The sequence below is a fragment of the Aeromonas sp. A35_P genome, from assembly GCF_002259925.1.
Lineage (GTDB): Bacteria > Pseudomonadota > Gammaproteobacteria > Enterobacterales > Aeromonadaceae > Aeromonas > Aeromonas dhakensis.
This window is the reverse complement of the sequence record NZ_NEVB01000111.1, coordinates 1-3,417: the sequence shown is the minus strand read 5'-3', so window position 1 is coordinate 3,417 and position 3,417 is coordinate 1. Positions and strand designations below refer to the sequence as shown.

Genomic DNA, 3,417 nt, shown 5'->3' with positions numbered 1-3,417 from the left:
TGCTCTTTAACAATCTGGAAAGCTGATTTAAAAAGTAGTTCTCAAACATTTGTTACAAGTGCTTTGGAAACTTCTTGGCGAAAACCAAATTTTATTTGGTCCTTGTTGTACAGCAACTTGAATGCCGTTTCGACGACACTTCTTGGGGTTGTATGGTTAAGTGACTAAGCGTACATGGTGGATGCCTTGGCAGTCAGAGGCGATGAAGGACGTACTAACCTGCGATAAGCCGTGAGCAGTCGGTAAGAGACATTACGACTCACGGATTTCCGAATGGGGAAACCCACCTAGCATAAGCTGGGTATCGCTACGTGAATACATAGCGTAGCGAGGCGAACCGGGAGAACTGAAACATCTAAGTACCCCGAGGAAAAGAAATCAACCGAGATTCCCTCAGTAGCGGCGAGCGAACGGGGATTAGCCCTTAAGCATCTTGGAAGTTAGTGGAACGGTCCTGGAAAGGCCGGCGATACAGGGTGATAGCCCCGTACACGAAAACAACCTTGATGTGAAATCGAGTAGGGCGGGACACGTGACATCCTGTCTGAATATGGGGGGACCATCCTCCAAGGCTAAATACTCCTGACTGACCGATAGTGAACCAGTACCGTGAGGGAAAGGCGAAAAGAACCCCTGTGAGGGGAGTGAAATAGAACCTGAAACCGTGTACGTACAAGCAGTGGGAGCCCTTCGGGGTGACTGCGTACCTTTTGTATAATGGGTCAGCGACTTACATTTTGTAGCGAGGTTAACCGTATAGGGGAGCCGTAGGGAAACCGAGTCTTAACTGGGCGTCTAGTTGCAAGGTGTAGACCCGAAACCGGGTGATCTAGCCATGGGCAGGTTGAAGGTTGAGTAACATCAACTGGAGGACCGAACCCACTAACGTTGCAAAGTTAGGGGATGACCTGTGGCTGGGGGTGAAAGGCCAATCAAACTCGGAGATAGCTGGTTCTCCCCGAAAGCTATTTAGGTAGCGCCTCGGACGAATACTACTGGGGGTAGAGCACTGTTTGGGCTAGGGGGTCATCCCGACTTACCAACCCCATGCAAACTCCGAATACCAGTAAGTAATATCCGGGAGACACACGGCGGGTGCTAACGTCCGTCGTGAAGAGGGAAACAACCCAGACCGCCGGCTAAGGTCCCAAAGTTCTGGTTAAGTGGGAAACGATGTGGGAAGGCTCAGACAGCTAGGATGTTGGCTTAGAAGCAGCCATCATTTAAAGAAAGCGTAATAGCTCACTAGTCGAGTCGGCCTGCGCGGAAGATGTAACGGGGCTCAAACCAGGCACCGAAGCCGCGGATTCACGCTAAGCGTGAGTGGTAGGGGAGCGTTCTGTAAGTCTGCGAAGGTGTGTCGAGAGGCATGCTGGAGATATCAGAAGTGCGAATGCTGACGTAAGTAACGATAAAGGGGGTGAAAAGCCTCCTCGCCGGAAGACCAAGGGTTCCTGTCCAACGTTAATCGGGGCAGGGTGAGTCGACCCCTAAGGCGAGGCCGAAAGGCGTAGTCGATGGGAAGCAGGTTAATATTCCTGCACGACTTGTAATTGCGATGGGGGGACGGAGAAGGCTAGGTGGGCCAGGCGACGGTTGTCCTGGTGAAAGTGCGTAGGTGGTGTTTCTAGGCAAATCCGGAGACACAACACTGAGACACGAGACGAACGCACTACGGTGCGGAAGCCATTGATGCCCTGCTTCCAGGAAAAGCCTCTAAGCTTCAGATTACAAGTCATCGTACCCCAAACCGACACAGGTGGTCGGGTAGAGAATACCAAGGCGCTTGAGAGAACTCGGGTGAAGGAACTAGGCAAAATAGTACCGTAACTTCGGGAGAAGGTACGCTCTTGTTGGTGAAGTCCCTTGCGGATGGAGCTGACGGGAGTCGCAGTGACCAGATGGCTGGGACTGTTTATCAAAAACACAGCACTCTGCAAACACGAAAGTGGACGTATAGGGTGTGACACCTGCCCGGTGCCGGAAGGTTAATTGATGGGGTTAGCGCAAGCGAAGCTCTTGATCGAAGCCCCGGTAAACGGCGGCCGTAACTATAACGGTCCTAAGGTAGCGAAATTCCTTGTCGGGTAAGTTCCGACCTGCACGAATGGTGTAACCATGGCCATGCTGTCTCCACCCGAGACTCAGTGAAATCGAATTCGCCGTGAAGATGCGGTGTACCCGCGGCTAGACGGAAAGACCCCGTGAACCTTTACTACAGCTTGGCACTGAACATTGAACCTACATGTGTAGGATAGGTGGGAGGCTTTGAAGGCGTGACGCCAGTTGCGCTGGAGCCGTCCTTGAAATACCACCCTTGTATGTTTGATGTTCTAACGCAGGGCCCTGAATCGGGCTCGCGGACAGTGCCTGGTGGGTAGTTTGACTGGGGCGGTCTCCTCCCAAAGAGTAACGGAGGAGCACGAAGGTTGGCTAATCCTGGTCGGACATCAGGAGGTTAGTGCAATGGCATAAGCCAGCTTAACTGCGAGACGGACAGGTCGAGCAGGTACGAAAGTAGGTCATAGTGATCCGGTGGTTCTGAATGGAAGGGCCATCGCTCAACGGATAAAAGGTACTCCGGGGATAACAGGCTGATACCGCCCAAGAGTTCATATCGACGGCGGTGTTTGGCACCTCGATGTCGGCTCATCACATCCTGGGGCTGAAGTCGGTCCCAAGGGTATGGCTGTTCGCCATTTAAAGTGGTACGCGAGCTGGGTTCAGAACGTCGTGAGACAGTTCGGTCCCTATCTGCCGTGGGCGTTGGATGATTGAAGGGAGTTGCTCCTAGTACGAGAGGACCGGAGTGAACGAACCTCTGGTGTTCGGGTTGTCACGCCAGTGGCACTGCCCGGTAGCTAAGTTCGGAATCGATAACCGCTGAAAGCATCTAAGCGGGAAGCGAGCCCTGAGATGAGTCATCCCTGACCCCTTGAGGGTCCTAAAGGGCCGTTGGAGACCACAACGTTGATAGGTGGGGTGTGTAAGCGCGGCGACGTGTTGAGCTAACCCATACTAATTACCCGTGAGGCTTAACCATACAACACCCAAGAAGTGTTCGAAGGCTTGTAGCAGATACCGAGAACGAAGAACAAAATCAGCTTTTTCAGATTGAAGATTTTTGCCTGGCGGCAATAGCGCAGTGGAACCACCTGACCCCATGCCGAACTCAGAAGTGAAACGCTGTAGCGCCGATGGTAGTGTGGCATTCGCCATGCGAGAGTAGGACACTGCCAGGCACCCAATTAAACGGTGATGTGAAAGACATGACCGGCTGCGAGGATGACACCTCATAAAGAAGCGGCAAAAGATTTAGCGAAAGCTAACCGAATGCGGAGCGGTAGTTCAGTCGGTTAGAATACCGGCCTGTCACGCCGGGGGTCGCGGGTTCGAGTCCCGTCCGCTCCGCCACTA

Annotated in this window: 1 tRNA gene and 2 rRNA genes; all 3 read left to right on the top strand. The window is 52.9% G+C overall.

What is annotated here, in order from left to right:
- Window positions 1-154 precede the first annotated feature (154 nt).
- The 3 genes from CAK78_RS07925 (at window position 155) to CAK78_RS07915 (ending at window position 3,414) form a co-directional block, all read left to right on the top strand.
- Window positions 155-3,043, top strand: a 23S ribosomal RNA gene (locus tag CAK78_RS07925).
- A gap of 84 nt (window positions 3,044-3,127) precedes the next feature.
- A 5S ribosomal RNA gene (gene rrf / locus CAK78_RS07920) occupies window positions 3,128-3,242 on the top strand.
- 95 nt (window positions 3,243-3,337) lie between these two features.
- Window positions 3,338-3,414, top strand: a tRNA-Asp gene (locus tag CAK78_RS07915).
- Window positions 3,415-3,417: the final 3 nt, after the last annotated feature.